Annotated in this window: 21 protein-coding genes; 8 read left to right on the forward strand and 13 right to left on the reverse strand. The window is 71.2% G+C overall.

Annotated elements, in window-relative coordinates:
* Positions 1-11: 11 nt before the first annotated feature.
* On the reverse strand, positions 12-2,405 hold the full coding sequence (locus tag AB0M93_RS09125; RefSeq protein WP_364270056.1) for a tetratricopeptide repeat protein: 2,394 nt from the start codon (positions 2,403-2,405) through the stop codon (positions 12-14).
* Between the two features lie 98 nt (positions 2,406-2,503).
* Entirely contained in the window at positions 2,504-4,807 is a 2,304-nt protein-coding gene (locus tag AB0M93_RS09130; RefSeq protein WP_364270058.1) for an Orn/Lys/Arg decarboxylase N-terminal domain-containing protein, read from the reverse strand.
* A gap of 249 nt (positions 4,808-5,056) precedes the next feature.
* Between AB0M93_RS09130 and AB0M93_RS09135 the strand changes: the two genes are divergently transcribed.
* Positions 5,057-6,241, forward strand: coding sequence for an oxygenase MpaB family protein (locus tag AB0M93_RS09135; protein WP_364270060.1), 1,185 nt, complete (start codon positions 5,057-5,059; stop codon positions 6,239-6,241).
* A gap of 193 nt (positions 6,242-6,434) precedes the next feature.
* On the opposite strand, the gene AB0M93_RS09140 is transcribed toward AB0M93_RS09135, so the two are convergent.
* The 7 genes from AB0M93_RS09140 to AB0M93_RS09170 all read right to left on the reverse strand — a co-directional run bounded on the left by AB0M93_RS09140 (position 6,435) and on the right by AB0M93_RS09170 (position 11,684).
* A complete protein-coding gene (locus tag AB0M93_RS09140) occupies positions 6,435-6,926 on the reverse strand; it encodes a MarR family winged helix-turn-helix transcriptional regulator (RefSeq protein WP_364270062.1) in 492 nt (163 codons plus the stop codon).
* The gene (locus tag AB0M93_RS09145) at positions 6,923-8,098 is read right to left on the reverse strand and encodes an alpha/beta hydrolase fold domain-containing protein (protein ID WP_364270064.1); all 1,176 of its coding nucleotides are present in this window, start codon (positions 8,096-8,098) and stop codon (positions 6,923-6,925) included. The genes AB0M93_RS09140 and AB0M93_RS09145 overlap by 4 nt, the downstream gene beginning before the upstream one ends.
* A 100-nt stretch (positions 8,099-8,198) precedes the next feature.
* Entirely contained in the window at positions 8,199-9,122 is a 924-nt protein-coding gene (locus tag AB0M93_RS09150; RefSeq protein WP_364270066.1) for an NADP-dependent oxidoreductase, read from the reverse strand.
* Positions 9,123-9,226: 104 nt separating this feature from the next.
* On the reverse strand, positions 9,227-9,616 hold the full coding sequence (locus tag AB0M93_RS09155; RefSeq protein WP_364270068.1) for a MerR family transcriptional regulator: 390 nt from the start codon (positions 9,614-9,616) through the stop codon (positions 9,227-9,229).
* Positions 9,617-9,669: 53 nt separating this feature from the next.
* Complete coding sequence (locus AB0M93_RS09160) at positions 9,670-10,488, reverse strand: STAS domain-containing protein (protein ID WP_364270070.1); 819 nt, start codon at positions 10,486-10,488, stop codon at positions 9,670-9,672.
* A 270-nt stretch (positions 10,489-10,758) separates the two neighbouring features.
* Positions 10,759-11,487: an alpha/beta fold hydrolase gene (locus AB0M93_RS09165; protein WP_364270072.1), complete on the reverse strand. Its 729-nt coding sequence runs from the start codon at positions 11,485-11,487 to the stop codon at positions 10,759-10,761.
* The gene (locus AB0M93_RS09170; protein WP_364270074.1) at positions 11,487-11,684 is read right to left on the reverse strand and encodes a hypothetical protein; all 198 of its coding nucleotides are present in this window, start codon (positions 11,682-11,684) and stop codon (positions 11,487-11,489) included. The genes AB0M93_RS09165 and AB0M93_RS09170 overlap by 1 nt, the downstream gene beginning before the upstream one ends.
* A gap of 79 nt (positions 11,685-11,763) precedes the next feature.
* Between AB0M93_RS09170 and AB0M93_RS09175 the strand changes: the two genes are divergently transcribed.
* The 3 genes from AB0M93_RS09175 (at position 11,764) to AB0M93_RS09185 (ending at position 13,830) form a co-directional block, all read left to right on the forward strand.
* Positions 11,764-12,354 (forward strand): TetR/AcrR family transcriptional regulator, encoded by a 591-nt coding sequence (locus AB0M93_RS09175; protein ID WP_364270076.1) that lies wholly within the window; start codon positions 11,764-11,766, stop codon positions 12,352-12,354.
* Positions 12,355-12,536: 182 nt separating this feature from the next.
* Positions 12,537-12,896 carry a peptidase inhibitor family I36 protein gene (locus AB0M93_RS09180; RefSeq protein ID WP_364270078.1) on the forward strand — a complete coding sequence of 120 codons (360 nt, stop codon included), beginning with the start codon at positions 12,537-12,539 and terminating at the stop codon, positions 12,894-12,896.
* 85 nt (positions 12,897-12,981) lie between these two features.
* The gene (locus AB0M93_RS09185; protein ID WP_364270080.1) at positions 12,982-13,830 is read left to right on the forward strand and encodes a hypothetical protein; all 849 of its coding nucleotides are present in this window, start codon (positions 12,982-12,984) and stop codon (positions 13,828-13,830) included.
* A 151-nt stretch (positions 13,831-13,981) separates the two neighbouring features.
* Here AB0M93_RS09185 and AB0M93_RS09190 read toward each other — a convergent pair whose 3' ends face one another.
* Complete coding sequence (locus AB0M93_RS09190; protein WP_364270082.1) at positions 13,982-14,719, reverse strand: SDR family oxidoreductase; 738 nt, start codon at positions 14,717-14,719, stop codon at positions 13,982-13,984.
* 82 nt (positions 14,720-14,801) lie between these two features.
* On the opposite strand from AB0M93_RS09190, the gene AB0M93_RS09195 reads away from it, so the two are divergent.
* The gene (locus AB0M93_RS09195) at positions 14,802-15,359 is read left to right on the forward strand and encodes a TetR/AcrR family transcriptional regulator (RefSeq protein ID WP_364270084.1); all 558 of its coding nucleotides are present in this window, start codon (positions 14,802-14,804) and stop codon (positions 15,357-15,359) included.
* A gap of 154 nt (positions 15,360-15,513) precedes the next feature.
* On the opposite strand, the gene AB0M93_RS09200 is transcribed toward AB0M93_RS09195, so the two are convergent.
* The 3 genes from AB0M93_RS09200 to AB0M93_RS09210 form a co-directional block, all read right to left on the reverse strand.
* Positions 15,514-15,825, reverse strand: a complete 312-nt coding sequence (locus AB0M93_RS09200) for an RGCVC family protein (protein WP_364270086.1) — start codon at positions 15,823-15,825, stop codon at positions 15,514-15,516.
* The gene (locus tag AB0M93_RS09205; protein ID WP_364270088.1) at positions 15,786-15,989 is read right to left on the reverse strand and encodes a hypothetical protein; all 204 of its coding nucleotides are present in this window, start codon (positions 15,987-15,989) and stop codon (positions 15,786-15,788) included. Before AB0M93_RS09205 ends, AB0M93_RS09200 begins: the two co-directional genes overlap by 40 nt.
* Positions 15,990-16,056: 67 nt before the next feature.
* Positions 16,057-16,476: a DUF5994 family protein gene (locus AB0M93_RS09210; RefSeq protein ID WP_364270090.1), complete on the reverse strand. Its 420-nt coding sequence runs from the start codon at positions 16,474-16,476 to the stop codon at positions 16,057-16,059.
* Between the two features lie 246 nt (positions 16,477-16,722).
* On the opposite strand from AB0M93_RS09210, the gene AB0M93_RS09215 reads away from it, so the two are divergent.
* From AB0M93_RS09215 to AB0M93_RS09225, 3 genes are all read left to right on the forward strand, one after another.
* Complete coding sequence (locus AB0M93_RS09215; RefSeq protein WP_364270092.1) at positions 16,723-17,145, forward strand: DUF6292 family protein; 423 nt, start codon at positions 16,723-16,725, stop codon at positions 17,143-17,145.
* Between the two features lie 470 nt (positions 17,146-17,615).
* Positions 17,616-18,479: a helix-turn-helix transcriptional regulator gene (locus AB0M93_RS09220; RefSeq protein WP_364270094.1), complete on the forward strand. Its 864-nt coding sequence runs from the start codon at positions 17,616-17,618 to the stop codon at positions 18,477-18,479.
* A 110-nt stretch (positions 18,480-18,589) separates the two neighbouring features.
* The gene (locus AB0M93_RS09225; RefSeq protein ID WP_364270096.1) at positions 18,590-19,306 is read left to right on the forward strand and encodes a class I SAM-dependent methyltransferase; all 717 of its coding nucleotides are present in this window, start codon (positions 18,590-18,592) and stop codon (positions 19,304-19,306) included.
* Positions 19,307-19,338 lie beyond the last annotated feature (32 nt).

The following is a 19,338-nucleotide window of genomic DNA, read 5'->3' on the forward strand; positions in this document are numbered from 1 at the left end:
TGATCGACAGGTCAACCCGACGACAACCGCTGCTCAACGCGGGCGCGCAGCCGGGCCGCCCGTGGATCGTCGACGTCCGTGAGCAGGGGCTGGGCCTCGCGCCAAGCCTGCCGTGCGTGGTCCGGTTTCCCGAGCAGACCGAGTGTCGTCGCGAGGCTGTCGAGCGTGACCGCCAGGTGCCATCGATCGCCGCACTCGCGGTGGACTTCCGCGGACCGCCGGAAAAAGCCGGCGGCGTCATCCAGGCGTCCCAGCTGCCGGTACGCCTCCCCCGTGACATGCCACGCCTCAGCTTCGTAGCCTTGGTAGCCGAACTGGTGCAGCAGGACCGCGGCGTGCTGGCTGGACGTCAGCGCGTCTTCCGGGGATCCCTCCGCCAGCTCCAGCCGGCCCTGCCGGAGGAGCGCGAGGCCCTCCACCAGCGCGTTGTCGTGCGCATGGGCCTGCGCCAAGGCACGGTCGAGCGAGTCACGGGCTTCGGCCGGCCGGCGCTGCTCGATCAGGACCTCGGCCAGTTCGGGCAGGCAGAACGACTCCTCGGTCTCCTCCCCGAGCTCCCGGTAGGTGGCTATCGCCTGCCGGAGCTCGCGTTCGGCCTCGTCGAGGTGACCGAGGTCGTCGTCGACGCATCCGAGGTTGCGCAGGAGGACAGCGACGAGGAAGCGGGCTTCCTGGTCTTGGGCGATGGTCAATGCCCGCTCGAATTCGCCCCGCGCCTCACGAAGCCGGCGATCCCGCATGGACGTGAGTCCGAGGCCGTTCAGCGCATAGGCGACACCCAGCGGGTCCCCCAAGCCGTCGAACAGCACCCGTGCGGCCTCGTAGTGGTCCTTGGCGTCCCGAAGGTGCTGGCCGAGCCGGTGTCGTACGCCAAGGCTCCAGTGGATGACCGCCTCACCCCGGCGATCGCCGGAGCGCCGGGCGGCGTCGAGGGCGATGCGGTCGGCCTCCAGCCAGCCGCCCAGCGGATCGCGGCTTCCGTTGATTTCCATCAGCACCGCGGGGATCTGCCACGCGATCCGGTCCAGGCCGGCCTCCGCGGCCGTTCGGGTGGCCGCCATGAGGTTCCCGCGTTCCCGCTCGTACCACTGCACCGCATCGCGGTGGTCGATGACGCCGGTTTGCGGGATGTCATCGCCGAACGGGCCCACCGAGAGCGGGAAAGCGCGTCCACCGAATCCGATGGCGTCGACGGCGGCGACCGAGGTGCGCAGGTACCACTCAAGCACGCGGCGCAGGGCGGCGCGTTGCTCGTCCGGTGATTCCTCCTGGTGCGCCTGGTCGGCGGCGTAGGCGCGCATCAGGTCGTGGAACTGGTACCGGCGCGATCCCATGTCCTCCAGCAGGTGCGCCCCGGCCAGCGTGTCCAGCAGACGCCGGGTGTCGCGTGGGGTGGAGTCGGTCAGCGCGGCCGCGGCGTCCAGGCTGAACTCGGCCCCGGGGTGCAGGCCCAGCAGGCGGAAGGCGCGTGCGGCATCCGGTGACAGGGCACGATAGGACCAGGCGAACACGGCGCGGACCGCATCGGCCTCGTCATCGTCCTCTGTGGACAATGCGTCCCACAGGGAGGACTCGTCGCGGAGGTCTTGGATCAGGTCGGCCAGCGGCATTCCCGGCCGGCCGGCGGCCCGCTCGGCGGCGACGCGCAGCGCCAGTGGCAGCCGCGCGCACAGCCTGGCCAGCTCGGCCAGCTCGCCGGGGTCGTCCGCGGTCCGGTAGTCGGCGGTGACCTCGCGCAACAGCGCGACGGACTCCGTGTCGGAAAGCATCTCCACGGCCACCCGTCGCGCGCCCTCGCGCGCCACCAGGCCCGGCAGGCGGCTGCGGCTGGTGACCAGGACGAGGCAGCCCGCCGCGCCCGGCAGCAGCGGCCGGACCTGCCCGACGGTCGCGGCGTTGTCCAGGACGACCAGTATCCGCTTGTCGGCGACCAGCGAGCGGTACAACCCGGCCCTGGCCTGGACGTCGGCCGGAATCCTGCTCGCGGGTACCTCGAGCGCCCGCAGGAAGTGGTCCAGCGCGTCGTCCGCGGTCAGCGGTGCGCCGGGGTCGTAGCCGCGCAGGTTCACGTACAACTGTCCATCAGGGAACCGGTCCCTGGCTCGGTGCGCCCAGCGGACCGCCAGCGCCGTCTTGCCCACCCCCGCCGTGCCGGCGATCACCGCGACCGTGCCCGCGTCCGCCTCGGCCTCGTCCGCCAGCCAGCGGTCCAGCCGCTCCAGCTCGACGACCCGGTTGACGAACCCCCGCACGTCCACCGGCAGCTGCCGTGGCACCTGGGCGCTGGGCCGCTCGGCCTGGTGGAAGTGCACCCCGCCACTGATGTCCCGCGCCTGCACGACATCGGCGGCCGATCCCGACAGACTCGACCAGGTGCCCGCGCCCGGCTCACCCACATCCGACATACGGCCCCCCACGACCCGGCGAATCCAGGGGGTCACCCTACCGTGATCCCCTCCGGAGGCGAGAAAACCGCAGGCTCGGGCGGGTCACGCGGAGGACGTCAGGCGCACCCGGCGCGGAGGCAGGTGATCCAGTAGTCGCCGCCGCCGTCTCTGGTGACGCCGTGGGTTTCGCTCGGGAAGCCGGGGAAGTGCCGGTCGAAATCTTCGAGGGCGCGCAGATAGCGCAAAGTGGGCTCCTCGTGGCCACCGGCGTTCTCGCCGGGCATGAGGACCGGGATGCCGGGAGGGGTGGTGACGACCTGGGTGGCGACCGTCCGGCCGGCGAGTTCGGCGAGGCGGACGGGTTCGGTGCCGCCGCGCAGCAACCGCTGGTAGGTCTGGGCCGGGGTCAGCTCGGGCCGCGGCGGGTGCGTGAACGCCGCGTCGAGCAGCGGGATGAGGTCACTCTTGCGGAGCTGTCCGTGCATCTGGTCGCACAGGTCCCGCAGTGAGAGACCGCCGTAGCGGCTGGGGTGTTCTTCGACCAGCGCGGGCAGGACGTCGGCGAGGCGCGCACCGGTGTCGTACAGCGTCTTGAAGTCCAGGAGCCCGTCGACGAGGGTGCCCCACTTGCCCTTGGTGATGCCCATGGAGAAGAGGATCAAGCAGGTGTAGGCGTCGGTCTTCTCGACGACGATGCGCCGCGTCTCGAGGTAGGCGGTGAGGAGCCGCGCCGGGATGCCCTGCTCCGCCGCGACGCCGCGGGCGTCGGTGCCCGGGCAGGTGACGCTGACCTTGACCGGGTCGAGCAGGCAGTACCCCTCCTCCAGATCGGGGAAACCGTGCCAGGCCGCACCGGGTTCGAGGCTCCAGCAGGCGGGTTCGCTGCGCAGCAGATCCAGCGGGGCGTCCGCGAACGGGTATCGCTGCCCGGTCGCCGGGTCACCGACCTCCTCGGGTTGCCAGGTGCCGAAGAACCAGGCGGGCCGGTCGCCGGCGGCGGCGATGCGGCGGCCGATGCGGGCCACGGCCTGCCGGAACCGGATGGCTTCGGTGACGGCCTCGTCGACCAGCCACCGCCCGCCCGGCCCGTCCATCATGCCGGCGGCGACGTCGAGCCCGGCGATCATCGGGTACAGCGGCGACGTGGTGGCGTGCATCATGAACGTCTCGTTGAACTGCCGGTGCTCGACCGGCGACCGCGGCGAGTTCTTGACGTGCAGCATCGCGCTCTGCGACATCGCCGCGAGCAGCTTGTGGGTCGACTGGGTGCTGAACACCGTGGGCCGGATCGCGTCAGGCACCGCGGCGGAGTCGACAGCCATCCCGTACCGGCGGGCGTAGATCGGGTGGAACCGGGCGTAGGCGAACCACGCTTCGTCCAGGTGCAGCCGCGGCACGCTGGCCCCCAGCAGCTCGGCGACGCGGACCGCGTCGTAGCACAGGCCGTCGTAGGTCGAGTTGGTGATCACCGCGTACACCGGGTCCGGTGCGGCGGCTCCGGCCGCGAGCGGGCTGCCCGGCACGAGCTCGGCAACCGCGTCACGGCCGAGCGCGGCGGGCGGGATCGGGCCCATCAGCCCGTAGCCGTTGCGCGTCGGCACGAGGTAGACCGGGCGGCCCCCGGTCAGCGTCAGCCCGTGGTAGATCGCCTTGTGGCAGTTGCGGTCGACGAGAACCAGTTCGTCGGTCGCGATACTGGCGTGCAGGGCGATCCGGTCACCGGTGGAATCGCCGTGCAGCACGAAATACGTCAGGTCGGCACCGAAAATGCGCGCGGCGTTGCGCTCCGCGTCGCCGATCGGGCCGCTGTGCTCGAACAGCGAACCCAGCTCGGCGACGGAAATCGAGAGGTCGGTGCGGAACAACCGCTCGCCGTAGTAGTCGAACAACGCCCGCCCGACCGGGGATTTCAGGAACGCCACGCCGCCCGCGTGGGCCGGGGTGTGCCAGGAGTATTCGTGGGTGTCGTCGAACCGCCGGAGCTCGCGGAAGAACGGCGGCAGGATTTCGTCGCGGTACCGGCGGGCCGCCACGCCGATCCGGCCGGCGATGAACCCCGGCGTGTCCTCCATCAGCCACACGTAGCCGCAGATCACTTCCGAAATCCACAACGGCAGGTCGTCCACCGAAGCCGAAGTGGTCACCAGGAAGACCGGGAGCCGGGTGAACCGGCCCACCAGCGCTTTCAGCACGGCTTCGGCCGACGCGTCCCGGTCGCCGTCGCGGGCGTCCCAGCTCACCAGTGCGGCGGTGAGATCCGCCCGGCTCTGCACCAGGGCGAGCGCGTCGGCATCGGTACCGGCCCGCAGGACGTCGTGCCCGTCCGCGGCCAGGTGCTCGCAGATCCGCGCCAGCTGGGAGTCGAGCACCGACCCCGCCGGGACGTCGTCCAACGCCAGCAGAACCGTCGAACCGGCCACGGTGAAGTCCCTTCTGCGGAGTGCGCTCACCAGATATAACGCGCGTCGAGCTGCGTCGTCGATCGACCGAACGCTTTCTCTCGCGTACCTCGTTCGAGGAGAACCCGGGGGGAAAGTGCCACCGGGTGACCGAATTCCGCCACGTCCGGGTTAATCGACGCAAGGTGACCGCGGCCGTCACTGGTTCGTGGTCCGGAAGCCCCCGGATGGCGCTAGCCGTGGCCTTTTCTCCCGGCCGAAGATCACCGGGTGCCGGAAACCCGAAATGCCCCGACGGCCGGATTGCCCGCCTTCGAAGAGCTCAAGTTCCGCGGTGATCCGCTCGCCGACGCCGTGATCGCGGATCTGGTGCGCAGCGGGAAGACCGGCGTGGTCAACGAAGTCCTGGCGCATTTCCGCGACAACGACCAGCCCGTCCCCGCGGATCTCCCGGAGTCGGTGCGGCGCTACCTCGTCGTCACGGACGTCCCGCCGGAGTGGGCGGACCTCGACCGGGTCGCGGGCGCGTACGAGTTCTTCGTCGACGACGGTGTGCACGTCGCGTCGGTGCTGTCGTTCGGGGCCATGGTCAACTGCTACGCCCAGCCGCGGCCGTCGCGGGTGCTGTCGCTCACGCACCGGCTGAACCAGCCCCACCGCCGGCTGTCCGAGACGTCGCAGTTCGTGCTGAACATGATGGGCCCCGCGCCGTTCGGTGCCGGCGGCGCCTTCGTGCCCACGATCCAGAAGACGCGTCTCATCCACGCCGCCGTCCGGTACTTCATCACCCGCTCCGGCGAGTGGGATCCGGCCGCGGACGGCGTTCCGCTGTGCCAGCAGGACATGCTGGGTGCCCTGCTCATCTTCTCGGTCCAGGTCCTCGACGGCATGCGCCGCATCGGCATCACGGTGACCGAGCGCGAAGCGGAGGACTACTACTACGTCTGGCGCGTGACAGGCGCGATGCTCGGCATTCCGGCCGACGCCATGCCGGAAACCCTGGCCGAGGCGCGGGAACTGAACGCGAACGTCGTCGAAGCGACCTACGGGCCGTCGCCCGAAGGCATCGAACTCACCCGCAACCTGCTGCGGCTGTACGAGACCATGATCCCCGGCAAGGCATTCGACGGGGTGGCCGCCGCGATGGTCCGCCAGGTCGTCACGCCGGAGGTCGCGGACTGGCTCGAGGTGCCGCGCTCACGCAGCTGGAGCCGCGTGGTCGGGGCCGGCACGCGCTTGATGCGGCTGCTGGAACGTTCGGAGGACCGCAGCCGGACGGCCACGGCGGTGCTCGACAAGGCGGGCAGCCTCCTGCTCGGCGGAAGCGTCCGCACCCTCACCAACGGACAGCCGACCGCCCTGACCATCCCCGCCGGTCTGCGGGAGAAGTGGCTCGCCACCGGCGTCTGCCCCGCCCAGCGCGCGCCCTCACGCGCCGAGCCGGAAACACGGTAAGCGCGAGGTTCCCGCAATCCGACGCCCCGGCCGGGCGACCGCCGAAGTCGATCTCGACCGAAGCGCGGCGGATCCCGACCCGTCGCCGCCGCCGGCCGGCGTGACCGGCCGAGAACCGGATCGGCACCGGTCGCGTGAACTCGGCGTCTCCCCTCGGCCCTGCAGGACCACCGGCACCCGGCCAGATCGATGCTCAGTCGTCGCCGCGGGAATCGGTGTGGGCGCGCTGGTGCTCGGTGATGTCGATGAGCTGGCGCTTGAACCGCCCGTAGTCGTCGCCGCCGAGGCGTTCGATGTGCCGCTGCTGGATGGCCGCCATGATCGCGTCCGCCGTTCGCATCTGAGCGATCCCGCGTTCGGTGGGACAGATGAGCTTCGCCCGGCGGTCGCTCGGATCGGGGCGCCGCTCGACGTACCCGAGTGACTCCAGCTCGTCGATGAGGATGCCGATGTTCTGCTTGTGCTGACCGGACAGCCGCGACAGGTCGGTGGCTCGCACCCCGTCCTCGTCGAGGTAGGCCAGCACTGCGCCGTGGCGGGGTTTCAGGTCGTCGAAGCCCCGCTCGGCGAGTGTCGAGAACAGCTCCCGCTGCACGGCGAACAACAGCCGTCCCGCGAGGACGCCCAGGTCGGGATCCGTCGCGTTGCGTTCCGCCCGGCTGATGGCCCGCACCTCCTCGTTCACGCCTGCTCCGGCCCCCTGATGATGTCATGGATCCAGCCGGTGATCTCCGTCCACACCGGGTGACCCGGCTGGACGACGTCGAAGTGGGTACCGCCCTCGACCTCGACGTAGCGGGCGATACCACCCTCGGCGACGACCTTCTCGACGTAGCGCCGGCTCCACTCGGCGGGCACGGCTTCGTCGGCGGTGCCGTGCACCGCGAGGACCGGGACACCGGCGCCCGACAGCTCCAACGGCGACGTCCACGCGTAGCGCTCGGGCACGTCGGCGGCGTGCCCGCCCAGCAGCAACGGCAGGATCCCGTCGCCGACGACCTCCGCGACGGCGGCCCACGCGTCGGGCCGGGCGGGCTCGGGCGCGTCCTTCGGCGGTTCGGCGTCCGGGTCGGCGAGGACCTTCCCGAAGCCCTCGACGTCGGCCGTTCGCAAGTCAAGCGCGCCGGCCAGCGTGATGAGACCGATCGGCGTGACCTTCGGCCGCGCACCGGGCGCCTCGGGCGGCAGGACATCGCGGTGGGCGGCCCACGTGGCCAGGTGCCCGCCGGCGGAGTGGCCGAGGAGCACGACCCGGCGGAGGTCGAGCGCGGGATCCAGACCGTCGAGGGCGTCGACGGCGGCGGCGACGTCGAGGAAGGTGCCGGGCCAGCCGCCACCCGGCTCGCCGATCCGGCGGTACTCGACGTTCCACACCGCGTACCCGCGGGCGACGAGGTCGTCGGCGACATCGGTGATCTGGCGGCGGTCCCACATGGCCGTCCAGTAGCCGCCGTGGACAAGCGCGACGACGGGGAACGGGCCGTCGCCCTCGGGCAGGTACAGCTCCCCCACCTGCGACGGCTCGGGACCGTAGGCGACGGTGCGAACCCGCCTGCCGCCGTCCTCGGCGTCGTCGTACCGCACGCCGCGCTCGGCGCCGACCAGAGAGCCGATCGTCGCGAAAAAGGCCGCAATTTCCGGCAGGTTCGCACCCTTCACCTTCGACTCGTCCCACGCTGCGTCGTCGGTCCACTCGACGAAGTCCAGCCAGGTCTGCTCGTCGAGACGGACCAGCCGGGCGGCGAGGAAGCCGCGCCGGTCCCTCCGGAACGCGGCCACCATGCCCGGGCGCGCCGCCAGCATGGCCTCGGTGTTCTCGGGGGGCACGGTGAAGGTGGTCAGCTCGATGACCGACATCGTCAGCTCCTCAGTCCGCCAGTTGGTACAAAGTCATGATAGTCATAAGTCATGACTAAGTGCTAGGAGGCGGTACTGCGTGCATCCGACCGGACAGTCCTCAGGTCACCTTGATGACCACCTTGCCCGAGGTGTGACCGTGCTCGACGGCCGCGACGGCGGCCGGGGCGTCGGAAAGCGGGTGGATCGCCGTGATCACCGGCGCCAGGACACCGGCCAAGGCCAGCCGGGCCGACCGCTCCAGGTTCTCCCGGTCGAGGCGACGCTCGACGAAACGCCCGCCGAGGTCGGTCACCGACATATCCCCCACGGCGATGACGTTGCCGGACTCCCGGGCCAGCGGGGCGACCGTCCGCAGGGAGGTGCCGCCGACCAGGTCGACGATCCCGTCGAAGCCGTCCGGTACCAGCTCGCGCGCCGCGGTGACGACGTCCCCGGCGCGGTAGTCGATGAACCGCGCCCCGGCGGCCTCGGCGTGTTCGCGCTTGGCGGTGCTCCCGATGCCGATCACCCGCAGGCCGCGCCCGGCAGCCAGCTGGGCGACGGCCAGGCCGACGCCGCCGCCGACGCCGTTGACCAGGACCGTGGCGCCTGCGGGGAGGCCGAGCTGGTCGAGCACGTCCACCGCGGTCGTCCCCGCGATCGGCAGCGTCGCCGCCACGGTGGCGGACAGGCCCGCCGGGACCCGGGCGGTGTTCGGTGCGGACAGCACCGTCGTCTCGGCGTAGGTACCGCCGCCGGTGAGGGCGAAGCCGAAGACGGCGTCACCCACCTCGAGGCCGTCGACGTCCTCGCCCAGGGCGAGCACCGTTCCGGCCGCCTCCATGCCCAGCACGCGGGGAAACGGACGCCCGCCGTCGAACCCGGGGACCAGACCCGACCGCAGCAGGTAGTCGAGGGGATTCACCCCGGCGACGTCGACCCGGATCAGCACCTCGCCGCGACCGGGGGCGGGATCGGGACGATCGAAGAACTTCTGCACCTCGGGGCCGCCGTGCCCGTCGAAACCCCACGCCTGTCCCATTTTCCGCTGCCTTCCGCCCGCGGCCCGGTCGTTCCGGGCCCTGCCGCCATCCTCATCTCTGACACCGATGTGAGGGGCAAGCGGCCGAGGCGCAGGTCACACGGTCAAGCCGAGCGCGTCACCGGGGCCGTGGACAGCTCCGCCCGGTACCGGCTGTTGGCCTTGATCAGCACGTCGAGTGCGTCCCGGGTCGCGACCAGGTGCGCGATGTCGGCGTCGAGCCGGTCGCGTTCGCGCGTCATCGCCGCGAACGTCTCCTCGGCGATGCCGAGGTCACCGGGCACGTCCACGCACGGCAGCACGGTGGCGATCACCCGGCTGGACAAACCCGCGTCGAACAGCCGCCGGATGAGCGAAACCCGCTGGACGTCGACCTCCGAGTAGTGACGCTGCCCGGCCTCGGAGCGCACGCTGGCCAGCAGCCCTTGTTCCTCGTAGTACCGCAACGAGCGCGGGCTCACGCCCGTGCGCCTGGACAGTTCGCCGATTCGCACGCTTCGAACTTTACGCCCGCGGTTCAGGGCTTTCCCGTTGCGCCGGGCCGGCTTCAGCCGCCGAAGGCCGTCAACGCCTGGGCGGGGGTGTCGAAGACGCGCAGGAGGGTGTCGGCCAGCCCGAGCAGCTCGAAGGTCCGGCGGTTGTGCTCCCCCGCCGCGACGTGCAGCGTCATCGCGTCGTCGGCGGCGACGTGGGCCAGCCGGACGATCTCGTTCACGCCGATCGAAGCCAGGAAGCTGACGCCCACCACGTCGAGCACCAGCCGCAGGGGCCGGGCAGCCAAGATGACCGCGATGTCGTCGCGCATCCGCGGCGTCGTCACCAGGTCGAGTTCGCCGGCGACGGCGATCACCAGCGTGGCCCGGTCGATCCACGTCGGGACGACTGCAAGATCCGGTTCAGTGGCGGCCGTCGAATCCGACAGGCGCAAGAACGGCGCCAGCTCGGTGCTGCCCAGCTGAGGCAGCAGAGCGGGGGAAACGTCGATGCGCAGGGGGACGTTCTCCCGCGCGCAAGTGGCCGCGAGCTCGTGAAGCTCCTCCGGCAGCACCCCGTCACACGAGGTCACCGCCGTCAGCAGGACACTCAGCGAACTCGGTTCCGGAGACAGGGCCGTCAGCAGGGCCACCCGCAAGGTGTCGCGCATGCGCGTGTGGGCCGCCGGGCCGAGGGCGCCGGACATCACCACCTGCACCCCGGAGGTGGTGCCCGCAGGCGGCATCGTGATCCCCCAGGCCGGCTGCTCGACGCGGTCGCCCATGCCGGTCAGTCTGCCAGCGCGAGCCCGGATCGGCAGGCCGCGCCGTCGCCACGGCTCGCTGGGCAGGAACTCGGCGAGCCCGGTGAGGACGATCTTCCGCCAGGCCACCGGCGGCACGACGCACAGCCGGGTGACTCTGCAGCGACGGCGTCACCGACCAGGTCCCCTGTCCGCATTCGCGGAGTGCCGGTTTGGTCCGCCACTCCGGCCGAGCAAACCCGCCCATCGCTCGCCGGCGCCGAAAGAGCAGGCAGCCGGGACAACGCCGCCGCGGCGATCGTGTTTCCCCCGGAACGACGGCTCGGCAGGCATCGCCGACCAGCTGAGCGGGAAGTGGGCACGATCTGCGCGCGTACGGCCGTCCGGCGGCAGCGGCGTTCATCCGTGCCCGATGAACGCGGTCAACGCCTCGGCGACCGCGCCGGGCCGCTCGTCGGGAATGAAGTGCCCGGCACCGGGAATGACGGCACCGCGCGTGTCGGCCGCCCACGGGCTCAAGGACGCGGCCATGTCCGGGATCGAGCCGTGGGAACTCGAAATCCCGAGGACCGGAAGGGTCAGGAGCCGCCGGCTGAGCACATCGTGATTCTTGCGGCCCGATTCCGCCGCGTCGCGGTAGTAGGCCAGAGACGCGCGCAACCCGCCGTCGGCCGCGATGGCGGCGGCGTAGTGGTCGATCTCAGCCGGTTCGAACGTGTCCGGAGACAGTGCTTTGGCCTTCAGGAACCACTCCACGTAGGCACGCTCGCGGCCGGTGAGCAGGACCTCGGGGAGGCCGGGCACGGTGTGGAACGCGAAGTGCCAGGTTTTCCACGCCCGGGCGGGGTCCGTGGGGACGGAGTCCGGAAGGGTGATCCCGGGGATGCCGGCGTCCAGCAGCGCGACACCGTGCAGCCGCTGTTCGTGGTTCAGGGCCAGCGAGAAGGCCACCCAGGCGCCGACGTCGTGGGCGACGAGCCAGTACTTCGCCACGTCGAGCCCGGTCACCGCGGCCTGGGCGCGGGCCGCGACGGTGTGCGTGTCGTAGCTGCCGTGCGGACGGTCGGAGTGACCTTGCCCGGGCAGGTCGAGCGCGATGACCCGGGCTCGCTGGGCCAGGAGCGGCATCACCTTGCGCCACGCCCACCAGGTCTGCGGAAGCCGGCGAGCAGGACGACAACGGGCCCAGCCGCCCGCCCACCCTCCACGGCGTGCAGCCGGACGCCGTCCCCCTCGATCCAGCGGTGGGTGAAGCCTGCCAGGTCGGGCAGCGGCACCCGGGAGATCGGCAGCCGGCTGGTCGCTGAGGTGGCGGTGTCGTCCATGGCCCGAGGCTAGCTCATCTTGGACTGTTCGGTTCAAGATAGGATGACCAAGGTCACCGGAAGAACGAAGGAGCTGCGAATGGCCGGCCGGAAGCAGTTCGACATGGAGGTCGCGCTCGACGCGGCGATGGTCCGGTTCTGGCGGGCCGGCTACGCCGCCACGTCGGTGGACGACCTGTCCCGGGCAACCGGGCTGAACCGCAGCTCGATCTACTCCTCGCTCGGCGACAAGGACTCGCTGTACCTGCGTTGCCTGGACCGCTACGCCACGCGGTACGGCGACCGGTACGACCAGGCCCTCTCGGACGCGTCGGCCGAGCCGCTGAGGGCCGTGCGCGCCTTCTTCGACGTCACCTTGCAGCGCATCGCCGACCCGGCCCTGCCCGACGGATGCCTCATCGCCCAGACGGCGATGGCGATCCCGGTCCTGAGCCCCGCCATCGCCGCGCGCGCGGTCCAAGCGCTCGACGCCCAGCAGGCACGGCTGCGGACCGCCCTGACCGCGGCGAACCTGCGGGGTACCGACGTCGACGACTTCGCCGTCCACCTCGCCGCGGTGAACCAGTCAGTGGCAGTGATGAGCCGCGCCGGCGCCAGCCGGCAGCAGCTCCGCACGATCATCGACGTCAGCCTGGGCGCGCTTTCCCACGCTGTGCGTTCCCGGGACTGACCGGCTGCGCTCGATTTCCGCACAAGTGCCACTATCGGGCGTTACCAAATTCGTCGCCTCATTTTGCCGCGATATCACGGTCGAAGATTCCTCAGCCATCCGGGTGACGCCGGTAACAAGACCATTCCCGGCGGCGACCCAGTGTGGGCGCACCATCCGGTATCGCACAGATGGAGGACGGAATGAGACGGAAAATCGTCGCGGCCGCGTTGATCGTGGGCATCCAGCCGGTGCTCGTCGGCCTGGCCACCGCGGGCCCCGCGTTCGCCGACTGCCCCGCCAACACGTTCTGCCTGTACCAGACCCACGACTACCAGGACGGCGAGTACCGCTACGCGCCGACCACGACCTGCACCAACCTCGGTGCCGGCATCGACAACAACGCCAATTCCATGCGCAACTACCGCAGTTACCGGGTCCGGCTGTGGGATCTTCCCGGCTGCGGTGGCTCCCTCATCTACACCGCGCTGGCCTTCTCGTACGATTCGGACTTCGGCAACAACGGCTTCTCGAACAAGGCCAGTTCGCTCAAACGCATCTGACCGTCACGGAAAACGCGGATGGCCGGTCGTTCGCCCGGCCGGCCATCCCGCCGCCGATCCCGAAACGCCAGAAGAGGAAGCCCCGATGCCGCGGTTGACGTCTCTCGCCTGCTTCGCCTTGCTCGTCACCGGCTGCGGCGCGCCCGCCCCGCCCAGCCCCGCGCGAACCACCGAGCCGTTCCCGCCCACCGAGCAGGTCAAGGCCCTCCGGTTGCCGCTCGACGCCTACTCCTTCTCCGATGCCGAGCTCTACACGATCTCGAACGCCGAGGACGTGCTGATCGCCCGGTGCATGCGCGCCAAGGGGTACACGTGGCAGCGCATCAACCGGCCCGCTGATGCCCCGGACCTGCGCAACCGCCGGCGCTACGGCGTCGCGGAGGCGAAGATCGCCGAGTTCGGCTACCACGTCCCGGCCGGGCTGCTGACCCCCATCAGCCTCGAACGCGCTTACGACGAACAGGAGCGGACCCTCAGCGACGAGGCGAAGGAAGTGGCGTTCGGCGCCGACGGGTGCGGGCGGGCGGCGGCCAAGGAACTGGGGGCGGACAACAACGCCGACCAGGCCGTGCTGGCGCAGACCAGCCGCTCCTCGCTGTACGACTCGCTGAAACAGCCCCTGGTGTCGGCAGCGCTGAGCTCATGGCGCGCCTGCATGCACCGAGCCGGCTTCGACTACCCGGACCCGCTCGCGGCGATGGCCGACCCGCGGTGGTCGTCGAACGACTCCGCCGGCCCGTCGAAGCCGGAGATCGCGACGGCGACCGCGGACGTCACCTGCAAGGACAACAGCGGCCTCGTCGACGTGTGGCACGCCGCTGAAGTCCAGTACCAAACCCAGGCGGTGGAGCAGCATTCGAGCTATTTCAGCGGGCTGCGCACGACGATGACCAAGCAACTCGCCGCCGCTCGGGCCGTGCTCACGCACCCGTAGTCCACCGGCGCTGCAGCGCACTCGGGCATGACGTCACGATCGTCGAAGCGGCGCTCCGGATCCTGGCCCGCGGCGTGCGGGTGCCGTGCGGGCGCGGCGTGACCGCGACCCGCGGCGGTGCCGGAACCGAGCGGCGGATCGGCTGAGAGCCTCAACCCTGCCGGGTGGGCCGGATGGTCAGGTCGCCGATCTCGACGTCGTCCGGCTGCTCGATGGCGAACGCGATCGCCCGCGCGACGGCATCCGGGCTGATGCCGAGTGTCGCCATCGCCTGCTGGGCCTGCTCGCGCTGCGCCGGGTCCTCGACGTAGTCGACGAGTTCGGTGCGCACGAACCCCGGCGAGATCGACGTCGTGCGCAGCACACCGTCGGTGGACTCCTGGCGCAGCGCCTCCAGCAGGGTACGCACGGCGTTCTTGGTTCCCGCGTAGACGGCTTGGGTCGGCACGATCTTCAGTCCCGACGTCGAGACGGTCGTGACGAAGTGACCGCGGCCCTGCGCGCGGAACACCGGGAGCGCCGCGGCGATGCCGTGGAGGACGCCGCGGAGGTTGACGTCGATCATCGCGTCCCACGCGTCGACGTCCAGGGCGGCCACCGGCGCGATCCGGGCGACGCCGGCGTTGCCGACCAGGACGTCGAGGCGGCCGAAGCGGTCGACGGCGAGCGCCACGAGCCGCTCGAGGTCGGCGCGCCGCGTCACGTCGACGTCCAGCACTTCCGCGCGGCCGCCGTCGCCGCGGATCTTGTGCGCGAGCGCTTCCAGCCGGTCGGTGCGCCGGGCGCCGAGCACGACCGCCGCGCCGCGACCGGCGAGTTCCCGCGCGGTCGCTTCGCCGATCCCGCTGCTCGCGCCGGTGATCGCGACGACCTTGTCCAGTCCGTTCATCGTGCTGCCTCCGCTAAGCTGACAAGTGTCCGGTTAGCTCCGACTGTACCGGACACTTGTCCACTTAAGCGAGGAGAGTGCCGTGCCCGGACGTGAGCGCCGTTCGGACGCCGTCGCCAACCGCGACCGGATCGTCGAGGTCGCGCGGGCGGAACTGAGCGAATCCAACGGCGCGACCGACGACCTGAAGCTGCACCGCGTCGCCAAGGCCGCCGGCGTCGGGCAGGGCACCCTGTACCGGCACTTCCCGACGCGCGAGCACCTGCTGGCGGAGGTGTACCGGGCCGAGCTGACCCAGCTCGTCGACACCGTGGCGCCCCTGCTGGCGGAGCACTCGCCGCTCGACGCACTGGCCCGCTGGCTGGACCGGCTGGTCGAGTACGCCCGCGTCAAACGCGGCGTCATGGCGGCGATCGAGGTCCCGGCGTGGCAAGACCTGTACTCCGGCCAGCACCACCGGCTCGACGAAGCACTCGAAACCCTGCTGGAGCAGGGAAAGGCGGCCGGGGAGATCCGGGAAGGCGTCGACGCCGCCGACGTCATCCTGCTGCTCGGGGCCCTGTCGCGGATCCCCGAAGCCGAGTGGGACGAGCGGGCGCCCAGGATCGTGGCCGTGATCGTCGACGGCCTGCGCGCCTGACCCTGCGCCACCGAGCCGGGCCGGCTTCGTCAACGGCCAGGACAGCCTCGCCGCAGGACTTTCTTCCCGACCTCACGCTTTCCCGGCGTTCACTGTTCCGCGCCGGTGCCGCCGCCGCGCTCGGCAGCGGGGCGCTGCTCGCCGGGGCCGACGGTCAAGGGCGCGGCGGGCCGCCGACGCATACGCACTGGCGGTTGAACCCACCCGCCACGGTGGCCGTGCAGTAACGGCGGGCGATCGAATCGTGCGAGTCCTGGGCGTGCGGGCACGTCACGCACGCAACTGCGGGCCCCGTCGCGGCACCGCCGGCTTCTTCGATGGCCGGCGCGGAGGACCGCGCCTGGATTCCCGACCTCGACTTCGCGCTCACCTTGGCTGCGATGACGGCGGAAAACCACGCCCAGCCTGCCGGTAGGAGGCCCTGTGTCACCGGCGGGCGCGGCGTCCGGACGGGTCGTGAGCCCACGTGCTCCCCGCGCCGGGCCGTTGCGCGGCGGGTTCGGTCCCGCCGTCGGTGGGCGGTGCCGGGGTGTACACCGGCTGGCGGAACAGGCTGCCGTACCGGTAGTCCGGGGACGTGGTGAGCGTTCCGGGCCGGGGCTGCGCGGCGATGGGGTGACTGAACAGCAAACTGTCTACTGTGGACGTAGTGATCGGAAGGTTCCTCTCGTGGGGTACCGCGGGTGGGCGGCGTGGTTCATGACAGCACTGGTATGCCGCCGGGGGTCTGCTCGCGTCCGGTGGGGGCGGCTGCGAGCAACTGTGCGTTGTCGTCGGTGTTGCCCGGATCCGCGGCGGTCGTGAGAACGCGCTCCGCGACATCGGGGCTGGTGGCCGGCGGAACAACCGACAGGGTCGTGCGGTGCCGGTTCCAGCCGATCACCGTCACACTGCCGGACGGCTGCGACCGGAATCCCTCGAGCCGGACGACGCCTTCGTCGAAGGTGACGCGCCGGGGAGAAGCCGGCCAGTCGCCGAGGGAGTAGGTGACCCGATCGATGCGTCCCAGCCGGCCGACCAGCGCTGTGAACAGCGCGGGCAGCTCGGCGGTCAGGTCGCTGGTCCGGGGCCACCAGGCGCCGTCGACGTGTCCGGCGGCGGCCGCTGCCGGCTTCAACCGTACACGTGGCCGGGTGGCCGGTTGCGAGGAGGAGGAGTTCGGGCCCGACGGCATGTCGGTGCTCCCGTCTCCGGCCGTTCGAACCGGCCGGACTGGGGTCCGAGGACGGCGTGGGCTCGATCACTCACGCACGAAATGCTCGCGGACACCACCGACAGTACACGACGGCTGCACTGAGTGCGCGAAGGTGTGTGCCGGACGGCCGGACGGCACGCCGAGCGGAGGCCCTCTAGCGTGGCGGGCATGGAGCACCCCGAAACCGACGCCCGGACCCTCGAACGCGGCCTGGGCGAGTACGTGCGTGCGGTCGCCGCCGCGGTCGGTGTCCCGGACGAAAGCACCACAGTGGAGATCAGCGACACTGCCACGGCCTACCTCGGCCTGCCCCGGCGGTGGCCGGACCGGCCCGACCACGACGTCATGCTGGTGTGGAGCGAACGACGCGGGTGGTCACTCGCGGTGGAAACCGACCCCGCCGACGCCCCGGTCGTCATCGCGCGCCACGGCGGCGACGACCTCGTGCCGCCCCCGGGCGCGGTCGCGCGATTCGTCGCCGACACGGTCGCCGGGCGCCACACCGGCCAGGAGAGTCCCGGCCCGGCGACCGCCGCGACCCGCCGGTCGCTGGCCGAGCGGCTGAAGCCCTACGTCCACCACCCACGGTGACCCCGGGCTGAGCGGTCAAACTCCGCCCGGCCGCGCGGTTGTGGTTGCCGGACAACGCTTTCGACCTGCAACACGCCGCCGACAAGGCTCAGCACGCAGCCGTTCGTCGCCCGCGAACCCGTCGTCACCGGCGTCACGGCCGCGGTGAACTGCGGCGTCCGTCCGGTCTTGTCCCCCACGAGAGCCACATCCAGGTGCCCGCTCAGGAGTGACGTTTCCGGCTCTCCGGATCACTAGCGTCCGACGCATCCGCGGCGAGCCGGCCGCGGTGGCACACGGGGAGTGGTCATGCGATCGGTTCACCCTGGTCCTGGGCATCGCCATCGCGGCGCTCACACCGACGGCGAAAGCTCGGGCGATGCGGCGGAACGCCGGGGGACGGTGATCGGCGTCGGGAAGTGATTCATCGCCACGGTCATGCCTCGGCCAGGGCCGGCTTCTCCCGGCCGGCGAGCGGGGTGGTGTAGACCATGCCGGAGAACGGCGAGTTGACCATGCGGGAGACGCTGGCCGACTTCCTGCGTCGCCGGCGTGACGCGTTGTCGCCGCAGACGGTGGGGTTGCAGGCCGGTCCACGGCGCCGCACACCGGGACTCCGCCGAGACGAGGTCGCGCGGCTGGCGAACATGTCCGCCACCTACTACGAGCGGCTGGAGCAGGGCCGTGGCCCGCAGCCCTCCACCGCCATCCTCGCCGGGCTTGCGCGCGCGTTGCGGCTGGACCCGGACGAACGCGCCTACCTGCACCTGCTGGCCGGGCACACCGCACCCGCGGTGGTGGCGCCGGACGGGGTCGTCGACAGCCGGCTGCTGTCGGTCATGCGGGCGCTGGAAGAGACGTCGCCGGCGTTCGCCGCCGACGACCTGGCCACCGTCCTGGCGCAGAACGAATTGCACACCGCGCTGTTCGGCTCGGTCGCGGGCCTGCCCGGCTGGGAGGGGAACCTGTTCTGGTGCTGGTTCGTCTCCCACCGCTGGCGGCGGACCATGCTCAACCCGCCGGACCAGCAGGAGGCCATCGGCCGCGCCTACGTCGCGAGCCTGCGTGTCGTCGTGGCGGAGCGTGGCTGCGACGCGGCCGCGACCGCACTGGTCGGCCGGCTTCAAGCGGCCAGCACGGAGTTCGCGCGGATGTGGAACGAGCATCGAGTGTCCAAGCCTCCGTCCTCGCCGCTGGTGACCGTCATGGACGAACGTGTCGGCCGGCTGGACTTCGACCACGCGCTGCTGGTGGGTCCACGGTCCCGTCAGCGTCTGTACTCGCTGCACGCCGCCGCCGGGACAGCCACCCGGCAGCGGGTGAGCAGGCTCATCGAACTCGTCCGGCGGCACTGATGTCCACGCATCGATAGTGCGTGGCTCAACCCACCGGCCGGACGTAGCGTTCGAGGAGGAAGCCCACGGTCCGTTCGGAGTACGGCAACTGATGCTTTGGGGTGTCGAGTTTGGATGACGATCTCCTCGATCGGGCGTTGCGCTGCGCACATCGGCCGGGGGTGCTGTCCATCGAAATCGAACACAGCACGCTGCCGGCCATGCCGCAGCCGCTGGACTGGTGGAGACGAACCCCTGGCGTGCGCGAACCCATCGACACCGAAGCCCTCGACTGGGTGCAGGGCGGGTACGTCATCGATGCCGGGTGCGGGACGGGTCGTCATCTGGAGATGCTCGCGCGCCGAGGCGTGCGCGGACACGGAGTCGAGGTGAGCCCGGCCGCGGTGTCACTGGCGACGGCGGCCGGTGTGCCGTGCGTCCAAGCGGACGTGTTCTCCTATCACCCGCCGCACCCGGTCGACGCCGTGATCGCCATCGGCGGCAACGCCGGGCTGGCGGGCACCCTCGAGGCGTTTCCCGGGTTCCTGCTCCGGCTGTCATCCTGGCTGAACGAAAGCGGCCGCATCGTCCTCACCTGTTCGGACTGGAGCAAGTTGCCGCCGGAAAGCCTGAACGGGCACGACTCGCCGGCTCGCGGCTACCCGGGAGACGTGCGGATGAGGTTCCGGCTCGGCGACGAAGCCGGTGCGTGGTTCCCCTGGTTGCTCGTCGACACCGGAACTCTCGAGCAGGCCTGCACCTCCGCCGGACTGCGGATCGCCGAGCGCAAGGAGTGGCTGGGTGGCGTGGTCCACGGCGCCCTGATCGAACGAGCTCCCTCCGCCTGACTGCCCGCGAAGAGCCGGCTCCCAAGTTTCCC

This window comes from Amycolatopsis sp. NPDC051102, from assembly GCF_040682815.1.
Lineage (GTDB): Bacteria > Actinomycetota > Actinomycetes > Mycobacteriales > Pseudonocardiaceae > Amycolatopsis.

Coding starts and splice junctions, on each gene's coding strand:
- AB0M93_RS09125 (WP_364270056.1), bottom strand. CDS start 2,405: ATGTCGGATGTGGGTGAGCCGGGCGCGGGCACCTGGTCGAGTCTGTCG.
- AB0M93_RS09145 (WP_364270064.1), bottom strand. CDS start 8,098: ATGTCGGTCATCGAGCTGACCACCTTCACCGTGCCCCCCGAGAACACC.
- AB0M93_RS09150 (WP_364270066.1), bottom strand. CDS start 9,122: ATGGGACAGGCGTGGGGTTTCGACGGGCACGGCGGCCCCGAGGTGCAG.
- AB0M93_RS09165 (WP_364270072.1), bottom strand. CDS start 11,487: ATGCCGCTCCTGGCCCAGCGAGCCCGGGTCATCGCGCTCGACCTGCCC.
- AB0M93_RS09170 (WP_364270074.1), bottom strand. CDS start 11,684: ATGGACGACACCGCCACCTCAGCGACCAGCCGGCTGCCGATCTCCCGG.
- AB0M93_RS09175 (WP_364270076.1), top strand. CDS start 11,764: ATGGCCGGCCGGAAGCAGTTCGACATGGAGGTCGCGCTCGACGCGGCG.
- AB0M93_RS09180 (WP_364270078.1), top strand. CDS start 12,537: ATGAGACGGAAAATCGTCGCGGCCGCGTTGATCGTGGGCATCCAGCCG.
- AB0M93_RS09185 (WP_364270080.1), top strand. CDS start 12,982: ATGCCGCGGTTGACGTCTCTCGCCTGCTTCGCCTTGCTCGTCACCGGC.
- AB0M93_RS09190 (WP_364270082.1), bottom strand. CDS start 14,719: ATGAACGGACTGGACAAGGTCGTCGCGATCACCGGCGCGAGCAGCGGG.
- AB0M93_RS09215 (WP_364270092.1), top strand. CDS start 16,723: ATGGAGCACCCCGAAACCGACGCCCGGACCCTCGAACGCGGCCTGGGC.
- AB0M93_RS09220 (WP_364270094.1), top strand. CDS start 17,616: ATGCCGGAGAACGGCGAGTTGACCATGCGGGAGACGCTGGCCGACTTC.